The sequence below is a fragment of the Loktanella sp. S4079 genome, assembly GCF_000967725.1.
Lineage (GTDB): Bacteria > Pseudomonadota > Alphaproteobacteria > Rhodobacterales > Rhodobacteraceae > Yoonia.
On record NZ_JXYE01000002.1, the window covers coordinates 185799 to 207768 of the forward strand.

A 21970-nucleotide genomic window follows, 5' to 3' on the forward strand; every position below is an offset into this window, starting at 1 on the left:
CTTGTGTCAAACAAAAAGATTGCGGCGCACCAACCGGCACGCCGCCGCGATGCTAGGCACCCGGTGGGGGTGGTGGCATGATGGTAAAGAGGTGGGCAAGCTCTGTAACATCAGCGGCTTTCTTCCAGCCATCCTGCCCTTGGGTCCAAACCATGCTCTCGCGTGAAAGACTGCCGTCAGTAACCATGCGGCCCATCGCGGCCTTTGAGAATGGGCCAGTGACATTGCCGTCTTTGGCGATGTGCCAGACATGTTCAACAGGCGGCGGGGGCGGTGGCGTTGCTGCGGCTGGGGCAGGGGCTGCGCCCCATGGCCCTTGGGCCATTTGACTTGCCATGGCCATTCCCATTCCGGCACCCAGCCCAGCGGCCATGCCGCCACCTGCGGGATTGTTTGCTGCGGCAGTCATTGCCTCTGCGGCGGAATACTGTGTGAATTTGCCCAGATCACCGGCCAAGCCCATAGACGTGCGTTTGTCCAGCGCGGCCTCGACCGCGGGGGGCAGGCTGATATTTTCGATGTAAAGTTCAGGGATCGACAGACCATATTGCTTCATCGTTGGGTCAATTGCGCTCGCGATGAGCTTGCCCAAATCGGCTGTGTTTGCGGCCATGTCAAGTGCTGGAATGCCCGAAGACGCAATAACGCGGCTGAATTCCTGAACGATGATATTGCGAATCTGATAGCTGATTTCATCCATCGTGAATTCGCCATCGGTACCGACGATTTCGCGCAGGAACACTGCGGGATCTGTAACTTTGACAGTATACGTCCCATATGCGCGCAGACGGGTCGGACCGAATTCTGGGTCGCGCAGCATGATGGGGTTCTTGGTGCCCCATTTCAGATCAGAAAAGCGGGTCGTGTTGACGTAGTAGATTTCCGATTTGAAGGGGCTATCAAACCCGTGATCCCAATGCTGAAGCGTGGTCATGATCGGCATGTTGTTGGTCTCGAGCATATAGAGACCGGGCGTAAACACATCGGCCAGCTGACCTTCGTGAACGAAAACTGCGGCTTGCCCTTCGCGCACTGTCAGCTTTGCACCATATTTGATCTCGTGCCCTTCGCGTTCAAAACGCCAGACCATCGTATCGCGTGTGTTGTCTGTCCAGTGAATGACGTCGATAAATTCGCCAGTGAGGAAATCGAAAATGCCCATTGCGTGGCCTCCGTGGTTAAGTCTGTTAGCTCGCGCCTTGCGCCATCAGATCACGTGCGATGATCCGGGCAATTGGGGCGGCAGTTGCGGGGTCCATTCCTGTTTCCAGACGTGGATCATAAAGCATCTGAAGAAGCAATTCGTCATGCGTGGTGAGCAGCGCAAATTCTTCGTCATCGTTAAAAATCGAAGGTCTTGCGCTGGGGCTGTCGTTAGCTAGCCCCATTCCTTGGGCTAACTCTTCGTGAATACAGGCGCTTCGCATCAAATTGGGGTGTTCGGCACGGATGACCGCGATTGCTTTGGTATAGTGCGACCGGCCAGGTGCAAAGGTCCCAATGACCACGCATAATTGATCACGCGGAAGGTCAATTAATGCACGCACTGTCGCATCAGAAATCGTTGGAATAAGCTGCCGCAGTTGCGGTTCAAAGGCGCGGCGGTCGTCTTCGCCGAGAAAGAAAACATGAAAGTTTGCGTTCTCGTCTTCGAATTTAATCGGGACCCCGGTAATACGCGACAATCGCGCCGCATATGATCGGACGCTCGCGATGTCCTGATCGCGCTGCGCATATGGAACCGTCTGACCAAAGCTGACCGCCATGCGGATCGGATCATCCCATCGCCGCAATTTTGAGACCGTGCTATTGGCATTCCGAAAGTCGCTATCGTCGCGATATTCGTTGAACAAAGCGATGCGCACAAAGTTGCGGGCAAGCTGCGTGTCAGTGAACTGTGTGTCTGGTCCACCGCCATCACCGCGCAATAGGCCTTGGGTCAACAGGTCATTTTGCAGACGCTGATAATAGACGGCCAACTGTTTGCTTGCTTCGCTCGGAGCAAGAGGTTCGGGCGGGGGGGACGGTTTGTTGGGCTCAACCGAAGGCGGGTTCGGCGTTTCGACAACATCTGAGGGCGGGGCAAACGCGTGGCAGCCCGCCGTGCTCGCCATGACAGCGAACAGGCCAAGACACCGCAATTTGCCCCCAATCCCCATATTTTAGCTGTTTACAGAGGTGCCAACCACGTCGCCCGTACCAGTCGCCTTGGCTTTGGCAGCAGCGAGCGTGTTCTTCAGCTCTGTTTCCATCTTTTGCATTTCAACTTCAGCTTCGGCGCGTTTGCGTTTGCCTTCGTCAGCGATTTCGAGGCTTTCGTTGATTGTCGCGATCAGGTTAGCGTTTGCTTCTTTGACAGCTTCGATGTCAAAGACACCGCGCTCCATTTCTTCGCGGATGGTGCGGTTGGCCTGACGTAAGTTTTCTGCATTAGCCGTCAAAAGTTCGTTGGTCAGATCGTTTGCATCGCGGACGGCCTCTGCCGCCTCGGCTGAACGTTGGATGGTGACCGCCTGCGCCAATTGGGTTTCCCAAAGCGGCACAGTGTTCACGAGAGTCGAGTTGATCTTGGTGACCAGCGATTTGTCGTTTTCCTGAACCAGACGGATTGATGGCAATGATTGCATTGTCACCTGACGGGTCAGTTTCAGGTCGTGCACACGGCGTTCTAGATCATCACGCGCGGCGCGCAGATCACGCAGTTCTTGCGCTTTCATCACGGCCTGCTCTTCGGGTGCGGCCTGCACCTCGGCCTCTTTGGCAGGAATTGTTGTGCCATCCAGCTCGGCCAGCTTTTCTTCGCCTGCGGAAATATAGAGCGCGAGTTCGTCGTAGAATTGCAGGGTCTTATCATAAAGAACATCAAGGCTTTCGATGTCTTTGAGCAGCACATGTTCGTGCGACAGCAGGTCTTCGGTGATGTGGTCGATCTGGCCTTGAACATCTTCAAAGCGTGCAACGAATTTTGCCATCGGCGCGGCGCGGCCCAGCAGTTTTTCCCACCATGTCCGTTCGCGGCGCACATCCAGTTCAGAAATTGAGAAACCGCGAATAGTTGTCACAATATTGCGTAGGCTATCACCCGCAGGGCCGACATCTTTGTTGCGGACGCCAGCAAGCATCTGTTGGCTGATTTCCTGCAGTTCAGCCTGCGCCGAGGAACCAAACGACACGATAGAGTTTGTGTCGCTCAGGTCGATTTCTGCAATCCGTTTTGTGATTTCTGCGCTCGTTGGGGCATCTGCGGCCTCAAGCGTGACCAGTTCACCCTTTGGTTCGGGTAGGACAACAGCCGTAATTTTTGCAACGTCAGCAAGTGCCGCTTCGGCTTTTTGGCGTGTGTTCTCGGTCATTCGTCGTTTCCTTTCGGTTTCAAGCTGACGCCCTCGCGTTGGAGGCGATCACGCAATACGTTAATTTCGATATCCATATCGCTGCGGTCATCAAGCAGCATTTTTTCTGTGCGGGCGGCAAAGTTCTGTTCCAGATCATCAAGCAATGCTTCGTAACTTGCACGCGCGTCTTGATCCTTTTGGCGCTTGTAGAGGTCAACAAACTTGGTCGTCGCATCACGTGCGCCTTGTAGGTAAACACCCAAAAATTTGCGTGCGCCGGTTAGATCACGTGGGTCTTCTTCGACGGTACGGATCATTTTCCGGGCGACTGTTTGAAAGGCGGTGACACGTGTGGCCAGTTTGCGATCCTTGAGGATCTCGATCTGACCCTGCATGACTTCTAGATGGGCCTCGGCCTTGTCCACGACCCGTGCAACGCGATCTTGCTGAAAGTCGTCGATCCCCTCCATGCGCTTGTCGCTGAGTGGATCAATGCCAAAGGCTGCAAGATGCAGGCCTGCCGCCGCAATTCCGTAGAGAATAGAGCCAATCAGCCCGCTGTCGCCAGTATAGGCGGCCAAAGTGATCCCAATACCAGTCAGAACGGTTGCCATCATCTTGCGCGGTAGGGCAGGGCGGCGCGCTACTTTGCGTGCGTCATAGGCAGCCTGAGCAACGAGCCCCTCTTGAAGAAGCCACGCTGCGAGCGCCAGAATGCCGCCGCCGATCAAACCCATAACCAATGTCACGGGCCCATCAGTCAAAGATGTGATGACGAGCAAAACGGGTGGCACGTACAAGATGCGTGCAGGTGATCTGGCAACGCGGGTCGCGCGTGCGTCTAGCTTCGGCGTGCTTGGCGCCTCTGAGGCACCGCCTGGGCTAAATTGTCCGCCGTACCTTTGCGTCATTACGATGCCCCCAGCATGCCGGAAGTGACGCCGATCATCAAAATAACAAGCACGATATAGCTTATCCGCTTAAATGTTTGCGGCATCTGGTTTTCTTCCTTTCCTTGCACCCATTCAGTCGTAGCCCGCAGCGCGCTTGCAATTATCAGCCCCGTCACGGCAATCGCGACAAGAAGGGCAACAAACAAGAACGCGCGGGCCAACGGATATCACCGCTTAGTGCTTTTGCTCAGCTTGGCGCTGCGCATTCAGTTTCCGGCTGTATCCGGATTGGATCACCTCTACGGCAACCAGCACCACAACCGAGAAATAGAAGGTTGTTTTCGACATCGGGATCAGATCGCGACCGAAAATCTTGATGTTGAGCGTGTCGTCATGAACGGCGTGTGCCGCTGCAGGGCCAGCCTCGCCCAAAAGAACAACACCAACGATCAACAGGATGAACAGCCCCAGAACTTCGTACATGCGGTTTTTCTCAAGGAACCGCGTCACACCGTCCGCCAAGAGCAACATCGCCAGACCCGACAAGATGATCGCAGTGGCCAAAATTGGGAAGACATCGGTAATCGCAAGTGCTGACAATACTGAGTCGAAAGAGAAAATCAGGTTCATGATCACGATGAGCACAACAACCTGCACCGCTGATTTTCCAGATTTACCGTCCACATCGTGGCCAAGGTTATCCATCGACAACATATGAGCGATCTCTTTGACGGCTGTGTACATGATAAAGATACCACCAAGCACAAAGACGATCGTGGCAAAGTTGACCCCGCCTTCCAGCACGCCTTCCCAATTCATGATAAAGAATGGCTCTGCGAGGGCATCAATCAGTTTAATCATCGTAAAGAGAAGCACGACGCGCAGTCCTACCGCGATCATGATTCCCCATGTGCGTACGGATTTTTGCTGCGCGACCGGAGCACGTTGGCTCTCGATCGAGATATAAAGCAGGTTATCAAAGCCCAAAACTGCCTGCAAAAAGCAAAGCATGAGCAAATTGGTTGCGTTTTCAAGCGTCAGCAGATCAGCCAAAGCGGAGTCCCCCAGAATGTTTTGTTATCACTAACATGCATAACGCAGATAACAGAACAAGGGTTCAACTGCGCAGTCTTTTCCCCGCAGTGCCGGTAATTTGACGGATGTGGTCCGGTTGGATGACATGCGGATGGCGTCCGTTGTGGCAGCTTTCCCTTGTGACATACGTCAAAGGAGGCGAAGCGATGGACCATTTACACGTATGGGCGATGTGCCAGAACCTAAATGATACCACGCCAAAGGCAGACGACGCGTTCTACGAATGCTATAGTTGTGATTGGATGCAGTCAGTCAAACGCTGGTTCGCGCGCAAGCCGCGCGTGGCCGCACAAATGCCCCGAGAATTGGTAGAAATATGAACAAACAATCGCCGATTTTGTCTGACGAGGAACAGATCATGCAGGTGATCTGTCGTGAAACACAGACATTTGCTGCGGGCGATTTTACCGCTTGGGCAGAGTGCTGGGTACAAGACCACCGCACGCGCGAAGTCTGTTTTTCGTCGTCGCTGGGTGTGACCATCCTCGAGGGGTGGGATCAAATCGCGCCCTATATGCAAGGCGTCTTTGCTAAGGGGGCAATGTGCGAATTATCTGATTTTGTGCGTGAAAACGTCGGTATGACGATTTCTGAGAATATAGCGTTTGTGAATTTTGACGGCAAATCGGTGCAATTGGACGGGCGGGTCGAGCATACATTTGAGACCCGGTTTCTTGAACAGCACGACGGTGAATGGCGGATACTGTATTCGTCCTTTGTGTTGCGTGGTCACCAGCGTGACGATGATAGCCGCATCGCGCTGAATGCGTCGGGTAAAGTCGTTTTTGCCTCGGAACGCATGCGTGAAATCCTAAATGAACACGAATGGTTACAGATTTCGGCGGGTAGATTGCGCGCGCGTCACCGAGATTGGGACAGGATACTGCAAACAGCCATTCAATGCGCGGCTGAACAACATAAGTATTTCCAACAATACCGCTATGCTGCGCAGCATGGCCGTAGTTTTCGACTGCCTGTTGTCTTGGGCGAAACTGATAGCGGCAGCGTTGCTTTTTGTACCCTGTCTGTGCGCGACGAGCTTACTTTCGTCAGTTTACCGTCAGAACAGGACTTGGCGGATCGCCTACACATCGCGCGAGCGATCTATGGTCTTTCGGATGGTCAGACCGCGCTCGCCCAGCGGATTGTTGGCGGAGATAGCTTGCCTGACGCCGCCCATGCGCTAGGCGTTAGTGTAAATACGTTGCGCACACAGCTGACGCGTATCTATGACAAAACAGGTGTCAATTCGCAGGCAGCGCTGGTGCGTGCCCTGCTTAGCGTCGGATAGCAGCTATTTGCGCCGTTGCTGCGGTTGGCGGCGACGGGTTGGGGCGGGTTTATTGGATAGTCCCAATTGGTCACGAACCACGCGTTGCTTGACCTCTTCGACTTCGCCCGCTTTGAGTTCGCCCAATTGAAACGGTCCATAGCTGACCCGGATCAATCTGTTCACGGTGACGCCAATGGCCTCCATCGTGCGGCGAATCTCGCGGTTTTTGCCTTCGCGAATAGAAACGGTCAGCCAGGCGTTCGCGCCTTGCTGGCGATCAAAGGTGACGATCATCGGCTGATATTTCACGCCATCGACCTCAATACCGGCACGCAATTGGTCCAGCTTGGCTTCGCTGACGCTGCCGTTGATACGTACCCGATACCGCCGTAGCCAACCTGTTGAAGGCAGCTCAAGCTTGCGCTTTACTCCGCCGTCATTGGTGAGCAGCATCAACCCTTCAGAGTTAAGATCCAAGCGACCCACCGACATCACGCGCGGCATGTCCTCGGGCAAAGAGGCGAACACTGTCGGGCGGTCTTTTTCGTCGCGCTCAGTTGTCACAAGGCCAGTGGGTTTGTGATAGAGCCATAGGCGCGGTGGCTCTGGCTCACCAACAAGGGTGCCGTCCACAGTAATCTTATCGCGGGCGGTGACATTCAAGGCAGGGCTATCAATGGTCTTGCCGTTCACAGTCACGCGGCCATCAGCAATCATGCGCTCTGCTTCACGGCGGCTGGCAACGCCTGCGCGGGAAAGAATTTTGGCGATACGGTCGCCCTGAGGTGTGTCATTGGTCATAATAAGGCTTTAGGCCGCGTCTGCGCTATACGCAATTGGCTTCTTGCCAGATGCACTGGTTGCACAGCCAAAAAAATGCCGTTTGAAGGTTACTTCGAGCCCAGCATTTTCAAGCGCATCCCGCATATGAGAGCAGTCGCTGAAATTACGTGTGTAGGTGCCGATCATACTGAAATCATTCGCACCCCTCAGAAAAACGCGCTCGATCAGCGGTAAAATCTTGTCGAGATACAGGCGATAAACTGGGCGTAGTGACCACCCCGTTGGGTCTGATGCCTCTATCAGAGAAAAATGGCCGCCGGGTTTAAGGATATGTGCGATCTGTTGGGTTAGTATCGTTTGCTGATCCGCATCAAATGTCTTTAACCCAAAGGTCGACAGACCCATATCCGCATAATCGGCAGGAAGTTCGGTATCCGTATTGAGCGCGTTCGCCTCGATATGGGTGATGCGTTTCGCATTGTGTTTGTGCAGACGATTGACAGCGTCAATGTGCATCTGGTGGGAAATATCAATGGCTGTAATCCGTCCCAACGTCGGAAACCTTTTCAATAGATGTGGCCATACCTCACCAGTTCCTGCCATCAGATCGACCGCCACGGTGTCGGCGGCGTGGTTTTTCGGTAGCAACGCCACACATTCACGGCGCCACCTACGTACAAATCCAAACGAGCTAACCGCGCTCCAGTTGCGGTAGTTGGTCGAACATCGATCGAATAGCGCGGCGACATAGGCGGGGTAGTAAATGTCTTTGGTCATTAAAATCCTCAACTTTATCCTTGTTTGCCATAGGGCGACTTGGCAAGAAAGGACTATGCCGTTCCGGAGTTATATGGATATCGCGCTTGAAGAGGCGCGCGCAGCCGCCGCCCGCGGAGAAGTGCCCGTGGGCGCTGTGATTATTGGCGAATCTGGTGTTGTCGCGCAGGCAGGTAATCGAACGCGCGAATTGAATGATCCAACGGCACATGCAGAGATCCTTGCTATTCGCGCCGCTTGCGCTGCCTTGGGGCAGGAGCGGCTGACCGGGTGCGATCTCTATGTCACGCTAGAGCCATGCCCGATGTGTGCCGCAGCAATCAGTAACGCACGGATTGCGCGATTGTATTACGGGGCGGCTGATCCGAAATCGGGTGGCGTCGGGCAGGGGCCGCGGGTTTTCTCGCATCCGCAGTGCCATCATCGCCCCGAGATATACGACGGCATCAACGCACCTGCCGCCCAAGACTTATTGCTTGAATTCTTTGCCGCGCGGCGTGGGCCGAACAGTGTTTGAACCGATTGATGCCTATTGCGAACGGCTCGACCCAAGCTATTGGTCAGAGCCGATCAATGCACTCACGAATATCGCATTTATCATTGCTGCGATCTTTATGTGGCGCGGTGCTCAAGGGCAGCGCATGGCGCGTATATTATGTGCTATCTTGTTCGCCATCGGTTGCGGCAGTTACCTTTTCCACACCCATGCCACTGGATGGGCCGCGTTGGCGGACGTTGTGCCGATTGGCGTATTCATCTTGTTTTATCTATTCTTGGTCCATCGGGATATTTTGGGCTGGTCGTTGCCAGTTGCGGTTATCGCGATGTTGCTTTTTGTCCCATTCGCGCTGGTGTCTACGTCAGCGCTGAACCAGATTCCGCTCTTAAGGATATCAGCCTTTTATTGGACTGTGCCGATCTTATTGTTTGTTTATGCCGCAGTGTTGCAACGGCAATTGCCAGAAGTCGCCAAAGGCTTTGCCATCGGTGGGGCGATTTTGGCCTTATCAATATGTCTGAGGTCGCTTGATTTGATCGTGTGCCCCGCATTTCCAATCGGTACGCATTTTGCATGGCATTGCTTGAACGCCGTTATGCTGGCTTGGATGATCCACGTTTATGTGCGGGCCATGGCGAGGGCGCGTTCAAAACTCTAGCGGTTCCATCACCGTGGGTTCGCGTACATCAACATCAGCAAGCGCCTCGATCAATGGTTGCGCGGATTGCGCAAGAATGGGGAAGGTTTTGTAGTGGCAGGGGATAATGGTCTCGAAGTTAAAGTAGCGTTTGGCGGCGTAGGCTGCGCGCTGCATGTCCATCGTGTAATGCCCACCGCAGGATAGAATGCCGATGTCGGGATTGTGATAATCGCCCATCCAATCCATGTCGGCCATGATATCGGTATCGCCCGAGACATAGATCACATGCCCTTCGCCTGCGATCATAAACCCTGCCTCACCGCCGGCCGCACCAAAGGGAATGCCCGTGTAATCCACGCTTGATGAATGAACGGCATTGACCATGGTAACGTTGACCGCACCCAAAGCGACGGTTCCACCTTTGCCAAATCCGATGGAATTCATCCCCTCTGTCTCGTTCCAGTAGTCTGACAATTCATGAATGCAGACAATTCGGGCACCCGTTTCGCGCGATATTTCGACGGCTTCGCTCGCATGATCGCCGTGACCATGTGTGATTAGAATATAAGTGGCTCCGTTGATCGCGGCGTTGCGCTGGGCGTCAGGAAAACTGGGGTTTGCGCGCAGCCACGGGTCGATCAGCAGAATTTCGTTCTCGATTTCAATCCGAAAACTCGCGTGCCCAAGCCAAGTGATCTGCATTATGCTCTCCTGTCATTTGCCGATAGCCTAGGCATGAAGCCCTGAAAGGCAAGCAGCGAAGTCGGTTTTGGTCCTACATATGCTTGCGACCAGCAGGGACTAGCGATAAATGCGGTTGCAACAGATAATCCGGAGACGCGTTCCATGTCGATTGACACAGAAACCGCCCGCCGCGTGGCAAAGCTTGCCCGTATTAAGGTGGAAGACGATGCACTGCCCGCTTTGGCCGCTGAATTCAGCGGAATTCTGGGCTTTATTGAGCAGCTCAACGAAGTTGACGTCGAAGGCGTTGAGCCGATGACATCGGTGACGCCACAGCGCCTCAAGCGTCGCGAAGATGTGGTCACGGATGGAGATCAGCAAGAAGCTGTTCTGAAGAATGCGCCAGACGCGCGCGAAGGGTTCTTTGCCGTGCCAAAGGTGGTTGAATAATGACTGATCTGACAAAACTGACCATTGCCCAAGCCCGCGATGCGATGCGCAAGGGCGATACATCGAGTGCTGAAATCACTGCTGCGTGTCTCGAGGCGATTGAAGGCGCAGGCGCGCTGAACGCATTCGTTCACAAGACACCGGAAATCGCAGCTGCCCAAGCCCAAGCAGCTGACCTGCGCATTCAAGCGGGCGATGCACCCGACATGTGCGGCATTCCATTGGGTATCAAAGATCTGTTTTGCACCAAAGGCGTCCCATCGCAGGCGTCGTCGCGGATCCTTGAAGGTTTCAAGCCTGAATATGAATCCACTGTGACCACTCAGCTGTTTGACGCAGGCGCAGTGATGCTGGGCAAGCTGAACATGGACGAATTCGCCATGGGATCGTCAAATGAGACATCCGTTTACGGCGATGCGGTGAACCCTTGGAAGGTCGATGATCGCAACCTGACACCGGGCGGTTCGTCTGGCGGTTCTGCGAGCGCGGTAGCGGCTGATCTATGCCTCGCGGCTACAGGTACAGATACGGGTGGCTCTATCCGTCAGCCTGCGGCCTTTACTGGTATAACTGGGCTAAAGCCCACATATGGCCGTGTATCACGCTGGGGTGTCGTGGCCTTTGCCTCCTCTTTGGATCAGGCAGGTCCCATGACCAAAGACGTGCGCGACGCTGCGATCATGTTGCAAGCGATGTGTGGCCATGACCCCAAAGATAGCACGAGCGCCGATTTGGCCGTGCCAGATTTTGAAGCGGCCCTCACAGGCGACATCAAAGGCAAGGTCATTGGTATTCCCAAAGAATATCGCATGGACGGCATGCCCGCCGAGATTTCCAAACTATGGGAAGACGGCACAGCAATGCTGAAAGATGCAGGTGCAGTGATCAAGGACATCAGCCTGCCGCACACAAAATACGCTTTGCCAGCATATTACGTGATTGCACCAGCAGAGGCGTCTTCGAACCTTGCGCGTTACGATGGGGTGCGTTTCGGTCACCGCGCCGCGCTGGCCGCCGGGGACGGCATCACCGAGATGTACGAAAAGACCCGCGCCGAAGGTTTCGGCTCAGAGGTTCAGCGCCGTGTTATGGTTGGTACCTATGTGCTGTCCGCTGGTTTCTATGACGCCTACTACAACCGCGCCCGCCGCGTGCGTGCGTTGATCAAGCGCGATTTTGATAACGTGTTTGCTGACGGTGTTGACGCGATTTTGACACCTGCGACGCCATCCCCAGCCTTTGGTTTGGGCGAGATGAAGAACGCGGACCCAGTTCAGATGTATCTGAACGACGTGTTTACCGTGACGGTGAACTTGGCTGGGCTTCCTGGTATTTCGGTGCCGACTGGTACAACCGAAGCTGGGCTCCCGCTTGGTTTGCAGCTGATCGGCCGTCCGTGGGAAGAAGGCGATCTGCTGAATGTGGCCTATAGCCTAGAGCAATCAGCTGGTTTTGTAGCCAAACCAAGCAAGTGGTGGTAATTGTCAGGTAACGATGACAGGCAATGGCAGGTAATTATCGATGAAATTGGGCATAGGAATTGCGCTAAGCGTATTTGCGTTAAGCGCGTGCCAGACAGCTGACAACGTGCGTCCGCGCGGTGTCGGGTTTGATGATTACGCCAACTATGAGCTTGAGCGCGCACGCCGTGAGGCTGCGCTCACGACGGGACAGTCATCAATTGTGCCACCTGCGCAGGTGAACACGATTGTACGGAACGATCCTGTTGCGCCTGTCGCAACGCCGAATGCGTCAATTTCTTCCTCCGAACTTGCGCAGGCTGGGATTGGGCAGTCGCAGCCACCTGCTGCGGCCCCAGTTGCCGAGGTGCCAGCACCGGTTACACCAGCAATTCCGACGAGCAATACAGGCATCTCTGATGAGCAGAGCTTTGATGCCGTCACCGGTCGTGAAACCATCGAAAGCGATGCCGCGCGCCGCGCTGCACAGGCTGCTGCTCGTGAGCAGGTCCAAGTAACTGCTGTGCCAACTCGCCCGTCGAATACTGGTCCAAATATCGTTGAATACGCAATCAATGCGCCCAACGTTAAAGGCCAAGAATGGTATAGTCGTTCACTGTTGACCACACAGGGGCGCTATCAGCGCAACTGCGCGGATTACGCGACAGCGGATGATGCGCAGCGCGATTTCCTTGCTCGTGGTGGACCTGAACGCGACCGTCGCGGAATAGACCCTGACGGGGATGGGTTTGCTTGTGGTTGGGATCCCGCGCCTTTCCGTGCGGCGTTTGGCAACTGAGACTGACAACACATAGTTCGCCCAACTTTGGGCCGCGACGTGACGGCGCGCGCCCAGATATGGTGGTGCTGCACTACACGGCGATGAAATCTGCCAGCGCTGCTTTGGCGACGCTTTGTAATCCCGCAAACGAAGTTTCAGCACATTATCTGATTGCCGAAGATGGTGAGGTCCTGTCGCTCGTCCCAGAGGCCATGAGAGCATGGCACGCAGGCGCAGGGCGCTGGGGGACAGAGACCGATGTAAATAGCCGCTCTATCGGGATCGAGATCGCGAATGACGGCTATAGCCCATTTGCCGCGGCGCAGATGAATGCGCTCGAAGAGGTATTGGATGGTATTCGCGCACGCTGGGCGATCCGGCCAGAACGCGTGATTGGTCACTCTGATATGGCGCCGGGGCGCAAGATTGACCCAGGTGGACGATTCGATTGGCGTCGGTTGGCGATGACGGGCCTGTCTGTGTGGCCCGCAGCGGCGGGGCAGGGTGACCCGAGCGAGTTTGCGGTTCATGCGCGCACTTTTGGGTATACGGCGACGGATGACCCCGATCTTCTGCTTTCCGTATTTCGTCTGCGTTTTCGTCCGTGGGCAACAGGCCCCGTTGATGCGGTCGATGCCGGGATTGCTGCGCATCTCGCCCAGCTTTACCCTGTTGACGTAAACGCCGCTTGGGCCTAAGCCTGCTGCGCGCGGATGGCTGGATGGTCGCGGGGTAACCCGAGGAAAGTCCGGACTCCAAAAAGCACGGTGCCGGGTAACGCCCGGCGGGGGTAACCCTAGGGAAAGCGCCACAGAAAACAGACTACCTTGGTCGCACCGACGGTGCGCATTCGTCAAAGCCAAGGAAAAGGTGAAACGGTGGAGTAAGAGCCCACCGCGGGACGGGCAACCGGACCGGCACGGCAAGCCCCACCGGGAGCAATGCCAAATAGGGACCCCGCGCCGTTCGCGGCTGGGCGGCTTGAGCCCAAGGAGGTCCGGGTTGGCAGCTAGAGGGCATCTGGTAACAGGTGCTCAAGATGAATGATCATCCATTCGGGGCAACCCGAAGGACAAAATCCGGCTTATAGGCCGTCCGCGCTTACCGACTTTCTTGCTGATCCAAACGAAGCAGATGATGCAACAATTCAGAATGTGTTGGGTTAATTAAGAATCTGCTGGTTATCGTCGCGATTGCGGTTGACTCGGGGCATGGCGCGTTTAAAAGGCAGCTTCAATCACATTCATGCGCAGTGCCGCTTGCGGCCCGCAATCAGGAGAGATGAGATATGGCGAAGCCTACCACCATCAAGATCCGCCTGAACTCCACAGCGGGGACCGGGCACTTTTACGTGACGAAGAAAAACGCACGTACAATGACTGAAAAAATGGTCATCAAAAAATACGATCCCGTTGCACGTAAGCACGTGGATTACAAAGAAGGCAAAATCAAGTAATTGATTGCCTGATTTGGAAACGGACAAAGCCACGCATCAGCGTGGCTTTTTCGTTTTTTGGCCGCGGCGTTTAAGTCGCTTAGTCTTTGGGTGGATCAGCAGGTTCGCCATCTGTGGTGAAATACTTGCGCGCAGTTGTTTCACGATCAAAGTGAAGAACGCGGTCATGGTCGGGATAGGTGATGATATCAGACCGGGCGCGTGTTCCGATCACCAAATAGCTGGCGTCCTCTGTACTGGTATTCTCAAGGTAATGACCTATTGGGTCTCCGGCGCGGTAGGTGGCCGCGTCGCCGGGGCGTAGCGCCGTGCTAATCGCACCCTCATGCGCGGTTACAGTTCCGTTTAGCATATAGATCATTTCATCTTCGTTTTGGTGCCAGTGGCGAAAGGATGAGCGCGCCCCGGGCGCAAGCGTTTCGACAAAGGCCCCAAACTGCGTGAGCCCGCCGGTGTCGCTGAATAGCTTGGCAGTATACTGTCCCAGTGCAGCCGGAGTATTGCTTTCGCATTTAACGCTTGCGGCGCGAATTATGGTCATTTCAGAATTCCATTCTCGAAAAAGAAAAGGGCCGGCACATGGCCGACCCTTAGCATGCTTGTCTGCAAACCTGTTATTCGCGGTTGCCGAACAGCTGCAGCAAGAAGATGAACATGTTGATAAAGTCGAGATACAGGTTCAACGCACCCATAATCGCCGATTTCGCCAACCATTCGCTGTCGCCATGTGCAGCATGCGCGATATAGTCAGTTTTGATCTTTTGTGTGTCATAGGCTGTAAGACCTGCAAAGATCAGAACACCAATCCCTGAAATCGCGAACATGATTGCTTCGGACTGCAGGAAGATGTTGACGATCATCGCCACGACCAGACCAACAACGCCCATGATCAGGAATGAACCCCAGCCAGAGATGTCTTTCTTTGTGGTGTAACCCCACAGTGAAAGGCTCGCGAATGCGATGGCGGTGATCAGGAAGATCTGAACAATTGAAACACCTGTGTACACAAGGAAGATCGAGCTAAGCGAAAGACCCATGACGGCCGCGAAGGCGTAAAACACAAGCTGCGCAGTTGCAGAGGACATCCGGTTGATCATTGCGCCAAGGCCGAAAACAAAAGCCAAAGGAGCGAACATGATGACATAGCGCAGCGGTGAGCTGTAGATCAGCGAGCCGAACTCGGTGATCATCGTGCCGTTACGCATAGCAGCTACAGCAGCAGAAGGATCAGTGGTTGTTGCCAGCCCAGCGATTGCCCAAGCGGCAGCAGCAGTAATGATCATGCCAACGGACATCGTGCCGTAGACTTTGTTCATGTGGGCGCGCAGACCCTCATCAATAGCGCTTGCGCTAGATACAGCGCCGGTATTTGCCCAATCATATTGTGGCATGTTGCCCTCCAGTTAATAGCGTGGCCCTCGGAGGAGGGCCCTTGCTGATAATATTGGCAGCAATTGCTAAATTTTCAAGGTCATAGAGCACCCGGCGCGCGAATATTCGCAATATCTGTGGGCCTAGCCTTTCCAGTGTTCAGGAACATCCCACGGTGCGCGCTCTGCCTCTGCGATTGCTTGGGTTTGCGATAGTCCGATATCAGCGAGCTGCTGCGCATCAAGGCGCAAAAGTTGGCGGCGCTGACGGGCGAGCGCGAGATAGTCACGCAAGCGCGTCATGGGGCGCAGGCGATATGATGGTTTGCACGCGGCTAAATGGTGTACAGCATTTGTCATGACATGTCCTTTCGTGATGTGTTGAGTGGTTTGCATTTCAATGCTTGATGAATAGCTGTGGTTGCACCATAATGAAAATGAATGTTTGAGTTTTGATACATCAAGGAAATTGATATGGCGCGAAATCTGGATACGACGGCGTTGCGTTCATTTGTGGCCGTGGCCGATACCGGGGGCGTGACACGTGCCGCTGGATTGCTCAATCTCACGCAGTCGGCCGTTTCCATGCAGTTAAAACGGCTTGAGGAATCACTGGGTGTTGGGCTGTTTGATCGTTCTGCGCGTAGCATTAGCCTGACCTCGCAAGGAGAATTACTGCTAAGCTATGCCCGCCGAATGTTAGAATTAAATGACGAAGCATATGGAAAACTCACTGCACCGGATTACGAGGGCGAAGTTACGCTAGGCGTGCCACATGATATTGTTTACCCGGTGATTCCCATCGTTTTGCAGCGTTTTGCCGCAGCATACCCACGTGTCCGGGTGCAATTGGTGTCGTCATTCACGCGCGGCTTGGTCGAGGATTTCAGGCGCGGTGCCATTGATATCATCCTCACAACCGAAGATTCTGTTGGTGAAGGTGGTGAAACGCTGATGAAAGTACCTCTGATTTGGGTCGGCGCACCGAACGGGCAGGCGTGGAAAAAACGCCCACTGCGGCTTGCCTACGAAGAAAGCTGCATCTTTCGACAATTTGTTCAGCGCCGCTTGGATGAGGTCGGTATCCCATGGGAAATGGCCGTTGAAAGCAATTTCAGCCGCACTATTGAGGCAACAGTGAGCGCCGATCTAGCGGTGCACACCATGCTTGAGGGAACAGAGCCACGCCACTTGGAACGGATCGACCATGGCGGGCATTTGCCTCGGTTGCGCGAGATGAACATCAACCTCTATCAGGCGCAGCTCGATCAGGGACCAGTTGTAAAAGACTTGGCGAAATTTGTGCGCGATGGGTTTTATACGCTGAAATCGCCAGTCATGGCGTAACCACAACTTTGCCCGTTGATTTGCTACTACGCAAAAGCTCCAGTGCTTCGTCCGCGTTATCCAATGGTAGAACATGGCTAACGTGCGGGCGCAGCCGCCCTTTGACATACCAGTCCATGAGTTCCGACAGGCTGTCGGTCAATGCTTTTGGGTTAAATTTTAGATATCCACCCCAATAAAACCCGATCACGCTGACGTTTTTGACCAATAGGATGTTGGCGGGCACCGGGGGCACGTCACCACTGGCAAAGCCAATCGCGAGAATCCGTGCTTCGCGATTGCATGCACCCAAAGCCGCCGTAAACAGTTCACCGCCGACGGCATCATAAACAACATCAGCGCCGCCCAGTGATTTGACGATTTGCTTGAGGTCATCGGTTTCGGAATTGATTAGGTGGTCTGCACCTGCTTCCTTTGCGACGGCGAGCTTATCTGCACCACGGGCGACAGCAATTACACGGGCGCCCATGGCTTTGCCGACTTCGACAGCAGTTAATCCAACACCTCCGGCGGCGCCCAATACCAATAGCGTTTCGCCAGGTTGCAATTGCGCGCGCCGTGTCAGCGCCAGATGGGACGTGCCGTAAGCCACCATAAATCCAGCCGCAGCTTCTGAGGGCATTTGATCAGGGACGATCGTACAGCGATCTGCCGGGAATACGCCCTGATCCGCCAACCCGCCTTGCCCGCCAAAAACAGCGACACGCGCACCGACTGGCGGCCAATTCACGCCCTCGCCATGGGCGACTACCGTGCCGCAGACCTCCATGCCAAGGGTAAAGGGAACTTGTGGTGTATCTTGGTAGGTGCCCTTGGACATGAGCAGGTCAGCAAAGTTCAAACCGCAGGCTGCGATGTCCAAAAGGACCTCGCCTGAACCGGGTAAAGGGGAATCAATAGTCGTGATTGATGGAGGTTGAGTGTGTGAACTGACCTGATAAGCGCGCATGTGTCCCCGAATCGTATGAGAAAAGTATCGCTCATTGTTATGCGAAAACTTGTAGATCTTTACAAATTGCTCGTTTTTTTACCGTTTGATCGACAATCAGGGCGTGGTAACCTGTCCTTAAGGTAAGGTAGGGCACTGCAACCGTTGCGTGTTCTTCCTGTTGGGTGCATTCCATTGCCACGGCAGCGGATGTGGCTTAACTCTGGCTATACGTGCGTTGCCTATCGGGAAGCGGGACAGATTGGGCCGCAAACAAATTGAACTGAGGAAACGTTAAATGAAACACCCTGTCGATGTACATGTGGGCAAACGCATTCGCCACCGCCGTTGGATGAACGGCACCACCCAGCAACAGCTGGCTGAAAATGTTGGGATCAAGTTCCAGCAAATCCAAAAATATGAAACCGGAATGAACCGTGTCAGCGCATCCCGTCTTTGGGATATTGCCAAAGTTCTCGATGTCCCTGTTTCCTTCTTTTTCGAAGGTCTGGACGAGCAGTCGCAAGCAGTCACAGCGAATAGCCACATGCCTGGTGACATCCTTACAGATAAAGAAGCACTTGAGCTTCTGCGTTCTTACTACGCAATTCCAGAAAACCAGCGCCGCCGCCTGTTCGATCTGGCGCGCGTCCTGAGCGAAGCTGCTTAAGTAGCCTTGACCACCACGACTTCCGCACGTTACCGCAGAGGTAACGTAGCGGTAGTCGGGGATACTTTATGCCATTGGAAAATACCCTTCAGGCGGATTTAATCCGTGTGGCAAATCTACTTGCGGATGTGGCGCGTCCAGAAACGCTAGCACACTTCCGTACATTCGCCTTGGTTGCAGACGACAAAGGTGAAAACGGCTTTGATCCGGTGACGATTGCGGATCGTGCAGCCGAGAAAGCAATGCGTACGATCCTTTCCAAAGAACGTCCCAATGACGCGATTTTAGGCGAAGAATATGGCGCACAGTCTGGCACCTCTGGATTGACTTGGGTGTTGGACCCCATTGACGGAACCCGAGGATATATCAGCGGCACACCTACTTGGGGTGTCTTGATTTCTGTTGCCGACGAAACGGGACCATTGTTTGGAATCATTGACCAACCATACATCGGCGAACGATTTACCGGCGGGCTTGGTCGCTCGGACGTGGTCGGCCCACAAGGTACGGCCCCTCTAAAAACAATTGAGAAAAGCAGCCTTGCCGAGGCGACGGTTTTGACGACCTTTCCAGAGGTTGGCACGGAGCAGGAGCAAACCGCGTTTCATGCAGTGGCGCAGCGGGCTAAGCTTACGCGCTATGGCATGGATTGCTATGGCTATGCGCTTTTGGCTGCGGGTCAGGTTGATTTGGTGATTGAGGCCGGATTGAACGCCTATGATATCCAAGCGCCGATTGCCGTCATTGAGGCCGCAGGCGGGATCGTGACCGATTGGCATGGTGGCCCGGCACATCACGGTGGGCGGGCGCTCGCTGCGGCGAACCGTGAAATTCATGCAGAAGCGATGGCAATCCTACAAGAGAGCCTTGATGCCTGAACTGCTAATCCAAAACGCGGCGGTCCTGCTGACAATGGATGACGCCCGTACCGAACTGGCTGGTGCCGATATCCTCGTGCGGGATGGCGTCATTGCAGCGGTCGGTGACGGGTTGCAAAGCCATGGATCAAAGATCGATGCATCCGGGTGTATTGTCACGCCAGGCTTGGTCAATACGCATCATCATCTTTATCAAACTTTGACACGCGCCGTGCCGGGCGCACAAGACGCTTTGCTATTTGGTTGGCTCCAGCGGCTCTATCCGATTTGGGCGCGTTTTGGCCCGGAAGAGATGTTTATCTCAACGCAGGTGGGGCTGGCAGAGCTGGCGCTATCCGGCTGCACGATGACCTCGGATCATTTGTACCTTTATCCCAACGGTGCCCGATTGGATGATACCATCGCCGCTGCCCAAGATGTTGGCCTACGGTTCCACGCGACCCGTGGCGCGATGAGCATCGGCGAGAGTGACGGCGGGCTGCCACCAGATTCACTCGTTGAAGATGAAAAAGCGATACTTGAAGACTGCATTCGAGTGATCGACGCCTTTCATGACCCAAACCCCGGTGCAATGGTGCGCGTTGGTGTCGCGCCATGCAGCCCCTTCTCGGTCTCGCGTGATTTGATGCGCGATGCGGCGATCCTCGCCCGAGATAAAGGGGTGATGATGCACACGCATCTGGCCGAAAATGACGAAGACATATCCTATTCGCTGGAAAAGTTCGGCTGCCGACCGGGTCAATACGCCGAAGATCTTGGTTGGACTGGCGGTGACGTTTGGCATGCCCACTGTGTCAAACTTGATGGGCAAGAGATCGACTTGTTCGCGCGCTCGCGCACCGGTGTCGCACATTGCCCATGTTCAAACTGTCGTTTGGGATCGGGCATCGCGCCCGTTCGGGCGATGCGGGACGCGGGCGTGCCTGTTGGGCTCGGTGTTGATGGCTCTGCGAGCAACGATATTGGCAATCTCATTGGTGAAGCGCGTCAAACGATGCTGTTGCAACGGGTTGTCAACGGCGCTGATGCAATGTCTGCGCGCGAGGCGCTTGAAATTGCGACCCGTGGCGGGGCCCAAGTGCTGGGCCGTGACGATTGCGGTCAGATCGCTGTAGGCAAACGGGCTGACATCGCCATTTGGGATGGAAATGCCGTTGAAAATGCGGGCTCATGGGACCCGGCAGCTCTTGTTCTCGCGGGGCCGCAGCGCGTGCGTGACCTGATCGTCGAAGGGCGTCAGGTCGTCGCAAACGGGCGGATGACCACAATCGACCTGAGCGCAGTCATCGCGCGCCAAAACACGCTCGCACAGCGGCTCACGAATTAGGCGGTCCTTGATTTTCCGGCGACCCAGACGTCTTTGATCGCGCGATCGTCCCCCATCATAATCGTGGCAAAGACGGCCTCCCAAATGTCGTTGGCGCGGTCCGTTCTTTGAGCAATAGCAGGTGTCGAGGCCAAATCAATGATCGTTAGATCTGCCATTGCCCCAACGCCAAGGTGACCGATTTCGCCCGACATATGTAGGGCCTGCGCGGACCCTTCGGTCGCCAACCAGAGCAACTGCGCAGGGTGGATTGCTGTGCCTTTGAGTTGACCAATTTCATAGGCCGCTGCCATTGTGCGCAGCATTGAAAATGACGATCCGCCACCAGTATCCGTGGCAAGACCAATGGATAGCCCCGCCTTGGCCAGCCCCATAAGGTCAAACAAACCGGACCCGATAAACGTGTTTGATGTGGGACAGTGCACCACGGCCGCGCCCGTTTCTTTCAACCGATCAATCTCGCGCGGTGTCAGGTGAATTGCATGCCCGTATAGCCCTTTTTCGCCCAATAGTCCGAAGGCTTCGTAAGTATCCAGATAGTCGCGGGCGTCTGGGAATAACTCTTGGACCCAAGCAATTTCAGGGAGCTGTTCGCTCAGATGGGTTTGCATGAGACAATCAGGGTGCTCGGCCCAGAGCGCACCAAGCGCCTCTAGTTGTTCTGGGGTCGAGGTTGGCGAAAACCGCGGCGTAATCGCATAGTTAGCGCGGCCCGCTTTATGCCATTTGTTAAGCAGGGCTTTGCTATCATCATAGGCCGATTGTACCGTGTCGCGCAGATTATCAGGCGCATTGCGGTCCATGCAGGTTTTGCCTGCGACCACGGCCATGTCCCGTGCGGATGCGGCGGTGAAAAAGGCGTCAACGCTTGCCGGATGGATCGTGCAGAAACTGGTGAGCGTGGTTGTGCCATTTGCCAAGGCTAAATCGAGCGTCCGTTCGGCAACATCGGCAGCATAGTCAGCGTTTTCAAAACGCGATTCCTCGGGAAAGGTATAGGTGTTCAGCCAATCAATGAGCTGCTTTCCCCAGCTCGCGATGATGCCGGTTTGCGGGTAATGCATATGCGCGTCGACAAACCCGGCGCTAATTACGGCATTGCCATAATCTGTCACCTTTGCGTCTGGGTGCGCTGTCCGCAAGCGGTCGGCAGGGCCAATAGCTTGGATGCGTTCGCGCTCGATCAATACCGCGCCAGCGCTATCAAAATTCACGGTGTCGGACCAATCCTGCAACAGCGGATTTCCCGAAAAGCCAATCGTTTGGCCAAGAAGAAGTTGCTTTGTCATGCGACAATCATATGTGTCGGTCACGATAGGGTAAA

26 protein-coding genes and 1 other RNA gene are annotated in these 21970 nt (G+C 54.8%); 13 read left to right on the plus strand and 14 right to left on the minus strand.

Annotated elements, in window-relative coordinates:
- Positions 1-52: 52 nt before the first annotated feature.
- The 6 genes from TW80_RS01980 to TW80_RS02005 are packed head-to-tail and all read right to left on the minus strand — an operon-like array spanning position 53 to position 5281.
- Complete coding sequence (locus TW80_RS01980; RefSeq protein WP_045995691.1) at positions 53-1162, minus strand: SPFH domain-containing protein; 1110 nt, start codon at positions 1160-1162, stop codon at positions 53-55.
- A 25-nt stretch (positions 1163-1187) separates the two neighbouring features.
- Positions 1188-2159 (minus strand): DUF2927 domain-containing protein, encoded by a 972-nt coding sequence (locus TW80_RS01985; RefSeq protein WP_084625701.1) that lies wholly within the window; start codon positions 2157-2159, stop codon positions 1188-1190.
- A 3-nt stretch (positions 2160-2162) separates the two neighbouring features.
- Positions 2163-3353, minus strand: coding sequence for a toxic anion resistance protein (locus tag TW80_RS01990; protein WP_045995692.1), 1191 nt, complete (start codon positions 3351-3353; stop codon positions 2163-2165).
- The gene (locus TW80_RS01995; RefSeq protein WP_045995693.1) at positions 3350-4246 is read right to left on the minus strand and encodes a 5-bromo-4-chloroindolyl phosphate hydrolysis family protein; all 897 of its coding nucleotides are present in this window, start codon (positions 4244-4246) and stop codon (positions 3350-3352) included. The genes TW80_RS01990 and TW80_RS01995 overlap by 4 nt, the downstream gene beginning before the upstream one ends.
- Positions 4246-4449: a hypothetical protein gene (locus tag TW80_RS02000; protein WP_045995694.1), complete on the minus strand. Its 204-nt coding sequence runs from the start codon at positions 4447-4449 to the stop codon at positions 4246-4248. The genes TW80_RS01995 and TW80_RS02000 overlap by 1 nt, the downstream gene beginning before the upstream one ends.
- Positions 4450-4462: 13 nt before the next feature.
- Complete coding sequence (locus TW80_RS02005) at positions 4463-5281, minus strand: TerC family protein (protein WP_045995695.1); 819 nt, start codon at positions 5279-5281, stop codon at positions 4463-4465.
- A 358-nt stretch (positions 5282-5639) separates the two neighbouring features.
- Between TW80_RS02005 and TW80_RS02010 the strand changes: the two genes are divergently transcribed.
- The gene (locus TW80_RS02010) at positions 5640-6614 is read left to right on the plus strand and encodes a helix-turn-helix transcriptional regulator (protein WP_045995696.1); all 975 of its coding nucleotides are present in this window, start codon (positions 5640-5642) and stop codon (positions 6612-6614) included.
- 3 nt (positions 6615-6617) lie between these two features.
- On the opposite strand, the gene TW80_RS02015 is transcribed toward TW80_RS02010, so the two are convergent.
- Both TW80_RS02015 and TW80_RS02020 read right to left on the minus strand, forming a co-directional pair.
- Positions 6618-7397 carry a pseudouridine synthase gene (locus TW80_RS02015; RefSeq protein ID WP_045995697.1) on the minus strand — a complete coding sequence of 260 codons (780 nt, stop codon included), beginning with the start codon at positions 7395-7397 and terminating at the stop codon, positions 6618-6620.
- Between the two features lie 9 nt (positions 7398-7406).
- Positions 7407-8156, minus strand: a complete 750-nt coding sequence (locus tag TW80_RS02020) for a class I SAM-dependent methyltransferase (RefSeq protein WP_045995698.1) — start codon at positions 8154-8156, stop codon at positions 7407-7409.
- Between the two features lie 55 nt (positions 8157-8211).
- On the opposite strand from TW80_RS02020, the gene TW80_RS02025 reads away from it, so the two are divergent.
- Positions 8212-8673: a nucleoside deaminase gene (locus tag TW80_RS02025; RefSeq protein ID WP_045995699.1), complete on the plus strand. Its 462-nt coding sequence runs from the start codon at positions 8212-8214 to the stop codon at positions 8671-8673.
- Positions 8666-9313, plus strand: coding sequence for a ceramidase domain-containing protein (locus tag TW80_RS02030; RefSeq protein ID WP_045996947.1), 648 nt, complete (start codon positions 8666-8668; stop codon positions 9311-9313). Before TW80_RS02025 ends, TW80_RS02030 begins: the two co-directional genes overlap by 8 nt.
- On the opposite strand, the gene TW80_RS02035 is transcribed toward TW80_RS02030, so the two are convergent.
- Entirely contained in the window at positions 9302-9997 is a 696-nt protein-coding gene (locus tag TW80_RS02035) for a metal-dependent hydrolase (RefSeq protein ID WP_045995700.1), read from the minus strand. The genes TW80_RS02030 and TW80_RS02035 overlap by 12 nt on opposite strands.
- A 144-nt stretch (positions 9998-10141) precedes the next feature.
- Here TW80_RS02035 and gatC point away from each other — a divergent pair, with 144 nt between their 5' ends.
- The 6 genes from gatC to rpmG all read left to right on the plus strand — a co-directional run bounded on the left by gatC (position 10142) and on the right by rpmG (position 14126).
- Positions 10142-10429 carry an Asp-tRNA(Asn)/Glu-tRNA(Gln) amidotransferase subunit GatC gene (gene gatC / locus TW80_RS02040; RefSeq protein ID WP_045995701.1) on the plus strand — a complete coding sequence of 96 codons (288 nt, stop codon included), beginning with the start codon at positions 10142-10144 and terminating at the stop codon, positions 10427-10429.
- Entirely contained in the window at positions 10429-11910 is a 1482-nt protein-coding gene (gatA, locus tag TW80_RS02045) for an Asp-tRNA(Asn)/Glu-tRNA(Gln) amidotransferase subunit GatA (protein ID WP_045995702.1), read from the plus strand. Before gatC ends, gatA begins: the two co-directional genes overlap by 1 nt.
- Before the next feature lie 40 nt (positions 11911-11950).
- Positions 11951-12688 carry a hypothetical protein gene (locus TW80_RS02050; RefSeq protein ID WP_045995703.1) on the plus strand — a complete coding sequence of 246 codons (738 nt, stop codon included), beginning with the start codon at positions 11951-11953 and terminating at the stop codon, positions 12686-12688.
- 2 nt (positions 12689-12690) lie between these two features.
- A complete protein-coding gene (locus tag TW80_RS02055; RefSeq protein WP_342585895.1) occupies positions 12691-13368 on the plus strand; it encodes an N-acetylmuramoyl-L-alanine amidase in 678 nt (225 codons plus the stop codon).
- Between the two features lie 11 nt (positions 13369-13379).
- Positions 13380-13773, plus strand: an RNA gene (gene rnpB / locus TW80_RS17650) — RNase P RNA component class A.
- 185 nt (positions 13774-13958) lie between these two features.
- Positions 13959-14126, plus strand: coding sequence for a 50S ribosomal protein L33 (gene rpmG, locus TW80_RS02060; RefSeq protein ID WP_045995705.1), 168 nt, complete (start codon positions 13959-13961; stop codon positions 14124-14126).
- Positions 14127-14205: 79 nt separating this feature from the next.
- On the opposite strand, the gene TW80_RS02065 is transcribed toward rpmG, so the two are convergent.
- The 3 genes from TW80_RS02065 to TW80_RS02075 all read right to left on the minus strand — a co-directional run bounded on the left by TW80_RS02065 (position 14206) and on the right by TW80_RS02075 (position 15856).
- Positions 14206-14667 (minus strand): cupin domain-containing protein, encoded by a 462-nt coding sequence (locus TW80_RS02065; protein WP_045995706.1) that lies wholly within the window; start codon positions 14665-14667, stop codon positions 14206-14208.
- Between the two features lie 73 nt (positions 14668-14740).
- Positions 14741-15517 carry a Bax inhibitor-1/YccA family protein gene (locus TW80_RS02070; RefSeq protein ID WP_045995707.1) on the minus strand — a complete coding sequence of 259 codons (777 nt, stop codon included), beginning with the start codon at positions 15515-15517 and terminating at the stop codon, positions 14741-14743.
- Between the two features lie 123 nt (positions 15518-15640).
- Positions 15641-15856 (minus strand): DUF1127 domain-containing protein, encoded by a 216-nt coding sequence (locus TW80_RS02075; protein WP_045995708.1) that lies wholly within the window; start codon positions 15854-15856, stop codon positions 15641-15643.
- Positions 15857-15970: 114 nt separating this feature from the next.
- On the opposite strand from TW80_RS02075, the gene TW80_RS02080 reads away from it, so the two are divergent.
- Positions 15971-16843, plus strand: a complete 873-nt coding sequence (locus tag TW80_RS02080; protein WP_045995709.1) for a LysR family transcriptional regulator — start codon at positions 15971-15973, stop codon at positions 16841-16843.
- On the opposite strand, the gene TW80_RS02085 is transcribed toward TW80_RS02080, so the two are convergent.
- The gene (locus TW80_RS02085; protein ID WP_045995710.1) at positions 16833-17792 is read right to left on the minus strand and encodes an NADPH:quinone oxidoreductase family protein; all 960 of its coding nucleotides are present in this window, start codon (positions 17790-17792) and stop codon (positions 16833-16835) included. The genes TW80_RS02080 and TW80_RS02085 overlap by 11 nt on opposite strands.
- A 277-nt stretch (positions 17793-18069) precedes the next feature.
- Between TW80_RS02085 and TW80_RS02090 the strand changes: the two genes are divergently transcribed.
- From TW80_RS02090 to TW80_RS02100, 3 genes are all read left to right on the plus strand, one after another.
- Positions 18070-18441, plus strand: coding sequence for a helix-turn-helix domain-containing protein (locus tag TW80_RS02090; RefSeq protein ID WP_045995711.1), 372 nt, complete (start codon positions 18070-18072; stop codon positions 18439-18441).
- Positions 18442-18509: 68 nt separating this feature from the next.
- Complete coding sequence (locus TW80_RS02095) at positions 18510-19319, plus strand: inositol monophosphatase family protein (RefSeq protein WP_045995712.1); 810 nt, start codon at positions 18510-18512, stop codon at positions 19317-19319.
- The gene (locus TW80_RS02100; protein WP_045995713.1) at positions 19312-20646 is read left to right on the plus strand and encodes an 8-oxoguanine deaminase; all 1335 of its coding nucleotides are present in this window, start codon (positions 19312-19314) and stop codon (positions 20644-20646) included. Before TW80_RS02095 ends, TW80_RS02100 begins: the two co-directional genes overlap by 8 nt.
- On the opposite strand, the gene guaD is transcribed toward TW80_RS02100, so the two are convergent.
- On the minus strand, positions 20643-21935 hold the full coding sequence (gene guaD, locus TW80_RS02105) for a guanine deaminase (RefSeq protein ID WP_045996948.1): 1293 nt from the start codon (positions 21933-21935) through the stop codon (positions 20643-20645). The two genes, TW80_RS02100 and guaD, sit on opposite strands and share 4 nt — an antisense overlap.
- Between the last annotated feature and the right edge of the window lie 35 nt (positions 21936-21970).